The organism is Roseateles chitinivorans, from assembly GCF_002761755.1.
Lineage (GTDB): Bacteria > Pseudomonadota > Gammaproteobacteria > Burkholderiales > Burkholderiaceae_C > Roseateles > Roseateles chitinivorans.
In genome coordinates this window covers 1-407 of the sequence record NZ_PEOG01000255.1, presented here as the reverse complement: position 1 = coordinate 407, position 407 = coordinate 1, and the positions used below count along the sequence as shown (strand labels likewise).

The 407-nt window shown below is 66.3% G+C and carries 1 protein-coding gene; it reads right to left on the bottom strand.

What is annotated here, in order from left to right; all coding sequences use genetic code 11:
• Nucleotides 1-131: 131 nt before the first annotated feature.
• On the bottom strand, nucleotides 132-407 hold a 276-nt coding region (locus CS062_RS25625; protein WP_143742587.1), incomplete at its 5' end, for a cupin domain-containing protein.

Here is a 407-nt window from a genome sequence, read left to right as displayed (position 1 = left end):
GTTGGCGCTCGACGCGGGCGAGGGGATTCTCTACCGCCTGCACCTGGACCTGGCGTCGTTGTCGATCGCCGAGTTCTACGCCGACGGTGGCTCGGCCGTGCGGTTGGTGAACCAGACCGCGTACCTGTAGCTCACGAGTGCAGGTGCACCTGCTCGCCGTGCAGACCGAAGATCGTCACGGCCTCGACGGGTCCGTCGACCACGCCGAACCAGTGCGGTGTCCACGTCGAGAACTCCACGGCCTCACCGGGTCCGACGGTGAAATCCTGTTCACCGAGGATCAGCCGTAGCTTCCCGGACAGCACGTACATCCAGTCGCGGCCCTCGTGTACGGGAAGTTCGGCCGGCGGGGTGTTGCGCTGCTCGCTGATGCGGATCTTGTACGCGTGCAGCCCGTTTGCCGGGCC